Raw genomic sequence first — 5,664 nt, 5'->3', positions numbered from 1 at the left:
CTTGCGTCGCGATGCGCCGCGCGGGCGGCGCTCGATATCAGCACCACCGCCAAGCCAAAGCCAGACAAACCCCACGGCCTAAAGCGGCAAGACGGCACCTCGGCAGGTACCTACTGCCCGTCACGGGTGTCGATGCTCACCACCACCGACATACCTGGCCGTAACCGCGTTGCCTGCGGCTGGTCGGCATCCACGGTGATGCGCACCGGGATCCGCTGGGCAATCTTGACGAAGTTGCCGGTGGCGTTGTCCGCCTGCAGCAGCGCGAACTCGGAGCCGGTGGCCGGTGAAATCTGCTGCACATGGCCGTACAGCTTCAGGTGGTTCAAGGCATCCACGGTGAAACTCACCGGCTGGCCGATACGCACTGCGGCCATCTGGGTTTCCTTCATGTTGGCGATCACCCACAGGGTGTCGGGCACCAGCGCCATCAATTGCGCACCCGAGTTCACGTAGGCCCCCAGGCGCGTGCCAATCTGCCCCAACTGGCCGTCGCGCGGAGCGGTCACACGGGTGTTGTCGAGGTCGATGCGGGCCAGCTCCACGGCGGCCTTGGCGTTTTCCACCGCGGCTTGCAGCGCAGCCCGGTTGACCACCACGGTTTCCCGGTCCTGGCGGGCGATCTCCAACGCTGCCTTGGCCTGGGCCAGGCTGGCGACGGCAGCCGCCTGGCTGGCACGGGCCAGGTCCAGCTCGCGGCGCGACACCGAGCCGTCGCTGACCAGTGCCTGGTTACGGCCGAGGTCGGCCTTGGCCTTGGCCGCCTGGGCTGCCGCATCACCGATGGCCGCCTGACGCTGGGCGATGGTGGCCTCGGCACTGTTGCGTTGCTGCAGGTTATTGGCCAGTGCCGCCTGTTGCTGTTGCAATTGGGCGATGGCCTGGGCCAGGCGTTGCGTGTAGATGCGGTCGTCCAGTTGCACCAGCAGGTCGCCCGCCTTGACGAACTGGAAGTCATGTACCGGTACATCGACGATGTAGCCACTGAGTTGCGGGCCGATGATGGTCACCTGGCCGCGCACCAGGGCATTTTCGGTACTCTCGATGGCGCTGCCGAACGGCGGCAGGCGCCAGGCATAGAGCACCAGCAGGATGCCGGCCAGGGCCACGCAGGCAAAACTGATCGTCGACAGGATGCGCACCCGACGCGAGCGTACCGGGCTGGTCGGTTCACTGGGGGGCGGCGTGCCTTCCGGGGTCTCGGCGAGGGCGGTGGTGGTGGTCGTGCGGGTTTCGTCGGTCATCGGGTAGGCGCGCTACGGCTAGAGTCGGAGGAGGTGGCCTTGGCGGCCGTGTACCAGAGCCAGGTGCTGCGGATGCAGATCCAGACCATGGTCAGGATAGCGATGCTGCCGATCAGCATGAAGACATCGTTGTAGGCCATCACGTTGGCCTCCCGGGTGGCCGCACTGGCCAGCACGCGCAGGCCGGCTTCGCTGCGCAGCGCTGGGTCGGCGAGGAGACCGGCATAACCGCCGCCGCCGCTTTGCACGCGGGCGTTGACCAGCGGTTCAAGGTAGCTGAGGCGGTCCATCAGGTGGCTGGAGTGAAATTTTTCCCGCCAGGTCTGGAAGGTGCCGAGCAGCGCTGCGCCAATCAGGCCGCCGAGGTTGTTGCAGATGCCGAACAGCACCGAAAAACTCACCAGGTTGCGCGGGTTGGCCCGCACATGGCTGATGCCCAGGGCCATCGACGGGCCCAGGAAGAAGGTGCTGCCGAAGGCCAGCAGGAACTGGCTCAGGTACATCTGCGCCGGGCGCGTGAGGTTGCTAGAGCTGCTGTCCATGAAGGCCCCGACGGCCATCGCCAGCAGCGAAACCAGCAGCGGGATGACCAGGTGCTTGGGGTCGATGGTCAGGGCGCTGGTGGCAAGGCCGGCCACCGCGCCGAACAGCATGATCGCGTACAGCGTGCGCATCTGCTCGCTGCCCATGTTCAGCGCCTGCAGAAAACCCACCGCGCCGGTGGACTGCTCCGAGGTCACCATGCGAATCAGGATCACGCACAGGGCCAGGCGGATGATCGTGCCGCTGCCCAGCCAGCGGGTCATCAACAAGGGGTTCTGGCGATTGTGTTCGATGGCCAGGCCGCTGAATATCAGGCCGATCGACGACGCCAGGGCCACACCGATCCAAGGCGTCTCCAGCCACCAGTCGATGCGCCCCAGCGACAGTGCGGCGCAAAGCAGGGCGGTGCCGCTGGCCATCAGGGTGAAGGTCAGAAAGTCGAGCGGCTCGAAGGTCTTGAAGCGGTCGCCAGGCGGCAACTTGAGCATCAGCACGCAACCCAGTGCGGCCAGTGCCAGGCCCAGCTCGAACAGGTACAACCCGCGCCATTCGGCGATCTGCAACAAGTCTTCGGAGAAGATCCGCGCCAGCGGCAAGGCCAGCTGCGAGGCGCCCAGGCCCAGGACCATGGCCTTGAGCCGCCACTGCGCGGGGAACGCCTGGATCATGTAGTACAGGCCCAGCGAACTGAGCGCGGCGCCGACCATGCCGTGGGCGGCGCGCACCGCGACTGCCGAGTTCAGGTCATTGACGAACAGGTGGGCGAAGGTGACCAGTGCATAGAGCACCAGGAACACTTCGGTGAAGGCGCGCAAGCCGAACTGCTGGCGAAACTTGACCAGCAGCAGGTTCATCGACACGTTGGTCATCACATAGGCGGCCGGCAGCCAGGCCATTTCGGCGGTGGTCGCGCCAAGGGCACCCTGCAGGAACACCAAGTTGGCCGTTACCAGCGCGCTGCCCAGGCCACCCGTGATCGCCACCAGTAGCCCCACCACCCCATAGGCCAGGCGTTTCCCGGGCGTGTGCAGGGGGGTGGAGGGCGACCCAGGCAGGCTGGGTTTTTCGTGAGGGAGCCACTGGCGTGGGGCGTATTTGTTCATGGGGCAGACTGTACGTTAGGGGCATGGGCATTAAAACTGTCTGCGCTCAAGTTTGCCGCGCCTACAACGCCTTGGCCAGGAAGCTGGCGGTGCGGCTGTCTTTGCACTGGGCGACTGTTTGCGGCGTCCCACTGACCACGACCTTGCCGCCGGCATCCCCAGCCCCCGGCCCGATGTCGATCACCCAGTCGCTTTGCGCCACCACGCGCATGTCATGCTCGACCACCACCACGCTATGCCCGGCATCGACCAGGCGGTTGAGTTGCACCAGCAGCCGGTCGATGTCCTGCGGATGCAGCCCGTTGGTGGGCTCGTCCAGCACGTACAGCGTCGCCCCGCGCGCGGTGCGCTGCAGTTCGGTGGCCAGCTTGATGCGTTGCGCCTCGCCGCCGGACAGCTCGGTGGCCGGCTGGCCCAGGCGCAGGTAGCCCAGGCCGATATCCTGCAGGACTTGAAGGCAGCGTCGTACCGGCGGTTGTTCGGCGAACACCGCAAGGGCTTGATCGACGGTCAGTTGCAGCACCTGGGCGATGTTCATGCCCTGCCAGGTCACTGCCAGGGTATCGGGGTTGTAGCGGGCGCCATGGCAGGTGGGGCAGGGTGCATACACGCTGGGCATGAACAGCAGCTCGACGCTGACGAACCCTTCACCCTCGCAGTTCTCGCAACGGCCCTTGGCAACGTTGAACGAAAACCGCCCGGCATCGAAGCCGTTCGCCTTGGCCTGCTCGGTGCTGGCGAACAGCTTGCGCACGTAGTCGAACAGGCCGGTGTAGGTGGCAAGGTTGGAGCGCGGCGTGCGGCCGATGGGCTTCTGGTCGACCTGCACCAGCCGCTTGATGTTGTCCAGGCCCGCGCGGACACGGCCTGCGCTGGTCTGCTCGGGCTCGTCTTCCAGGCTCTGCTCCTCGGGCTCGGCACGCTGTTCGGCATGGCCCAGGTGGGCACCGACCAGCTCCAGCAGCGCCTGGCTGACCAGGCTCGACTTGCCCGAGCCGGAAATACCGGTCACCGAGGTGAAGCACCCCAAAGGGAACCGGGTGCTGAGGTTGTTGAGGTTGTTGCGCGTGATGCCCTCCAGCTGCAGCCAGGCCTGCGGCTGTCGTGGCGCTCGAGCGGCCGGCTGCTGCGGGGCGAAGAGATAGGCGCGGGTGCGCGATACCTCGACCTCGGCCAGGCCTGCGGGCGGGCCGCTGTACAGCACCTGCCCGCCATGCTCGCCGGCCGCAGGGCCGACATCCACCAGCCAGTCGGCGCGGCGCATGGTGTCCAGGTCGTGCTCAACGACGTACACCGAATTGCCCGCCCGCTTGAGCCGTTGCAGGGCGTCGAACAGCGCTTCGCTGTCGGCCGGGTGCAGGCCGGCCGACGGTTCGTCGAGCACGTAGATGACGCCGAACAGTTGCGAGTTGAGCTGGGTGGCCAGGCGCAGGCGTTGCAGTTCGCCCGAGGATAGCGTCGGCGTGCTGCGTTCCAGGGCCAGGTAGCCGAGGCCAAGGTCGATCAGCGGCGCTATCCGTTCCAGCAGTTCGTGGGCGATGCGCTGGGCGGCCAGGCGCTTTTCCAGGGTCAGGGTGTCTTCGTGCTGTTGCAGATAACCGGGGGCTGCCACCGAGCGGAACACCTCGGCCAGCGTCTGCAAAGGCAGGCGCGACAGCTCGCCGATGTCGCGGCCGGCGAAGGTCACGGCCAGCGCTGCGCGCTTGAGGCGTTTACCCTGGCACAGCGGGCAGGGGCTTGGGCGCATGAATTGGGAGACGCGTTTGCGCATCTGCGCGCTCTGCGAATGCATGAACGTGTGCATCACGTAGCGCCGGGCGCCGCTGAAGGTGCCTTGGTAGCTGGGTTCGAGCTTGCGCTTGAGTGCGGCGCGGGTCTGCGCCGGGCTGAGCCCGGCGTAGACCGGCACGGTGGGGGTTTCTTCGGTGTAGAGGATCCAGTCGCGTTGCTCCTGGGGCAGGTCGCGCCAGGGGGTGTCAACGTCATAGCCCATGGTCACCAGGATGTCGCGCAGGTTCTGGCCCTGCCAGGCCATCGGCCAGGCGGCCACCGCCCGCTCACGTATGGTCAGCGACGGGTCGGGGACCATGGTTGCCTCGTTCACCTCGTAGACACGGCCCAGGCCGTGGCATTCGGGGCAGGCCCCTTGTGGGGTATTGGGCGAGAAGTCTTCGGCGTACAGCATGGCCTGCCCGGCCGGGTAGTGGCCGGCACGCGAGTAGAGCATGCGGATCGAGCTGGACAATGTGGTGACGCTGCCGACCGAGGAACGCGCGCTTGGCGTGCCGCGTTGCTGTTGCAGGGCCACCGCAGGGGGCAGGCCTTCGATGGCATCCACGTCGGGTACGCCAACCTGGTCGATCAGGCGCCGGGCATAGGGCGCGACCGATTCGAAGTAGCGGCGCTGGGCTTCGGCATACAGGGTGGAGAAGGCCAATGAAGATTTGCCCGAGCCGGATACACCGGTGAACACCACCAGCGCGTCGCGGGGGATGTCCACGTCGATGTTCTTGAGGTTGTGCTCGCGAGCGCCACGGACACGGACGAAACCGGTAGGGGGTGGGGTGCGTGGTGGCATTGGGCGCTCCTTGGCTGGGTAAATGGGGCACGGTAGCAGTAATTTCAGAGTCTGTGCGGGGATTGGGGTGGGGCTGGCAGGTGTAGGGGTTGGGAGGTTTAGCGCCTGCGAGATCGAGCGCCGCTGGGCATGCCTTGGGAGGTTTAGCGCCCGCGAGATCGAGCGCCGCCCGCGCGGCGCACCGCGAGCTAAGCTC

The 5,664-nt window shown here is 66.6% G+C and carries 3 protein-coding genes; all 3 read right to left on the bottom strand.

The features are described 5' to 3' along the window. Nucleotides 1-110: 110 nt before the first annotated feature. Nucleotides 111-1,244, bottom strand: a complete 1,134-nt coding sequence (locus NP534_RS25320; protein WP_274100531.1) for an HlyD family secretion protein — start codon at nucleotides 1,242-1,244, stop codon at nucleotides 111-113. Then, nucleotides 1,241-2,890 (bottom strand): MFS transporter, encoded by a 1,650-nt coding sequence (locus NP534_RS25315; protein ID WP_274100530.1) that lies wholly within the window; start codon nucleotides 2,888-2,890, stop codon nucleotides 1,241-1,243. Before NP534_RS25315 ends, NP534_RS25320 begins: the two co-directional genes overlap by 4 nt. Nucleotides 2,891-2,951: 61 nt before the next feature. Continuing rightward, a complete protein-coding gene (gene uvrA / locus NP534_RS25310) occupies nucleotides 2,952-5,468 on the bottom strand; it encodes an excinuclease ABC subunit UvrA (RefSeq protein WP_274100529.1) in 2,517 nt (838 codons plus the stop codon). Between the last annotated feature and the right edge of the window lie 196 nt (nucleotides 5,469-5,664).

It is taken from the genome of Pseudomonas sp. 39004 (genome assembly GCF_028682155.1).
Taxonomy (GTDB): domain Bacteria; phylum Pseudomonadota; class Gammaproteobacteria; order Pseudomonadales; family Pseudomonadaceae; genus Aquipseudomonas; species Aquipseudomonas capeferrum.
This window is presented reverse-complemented; position numbering and strand designations above follow the sequence as displayed.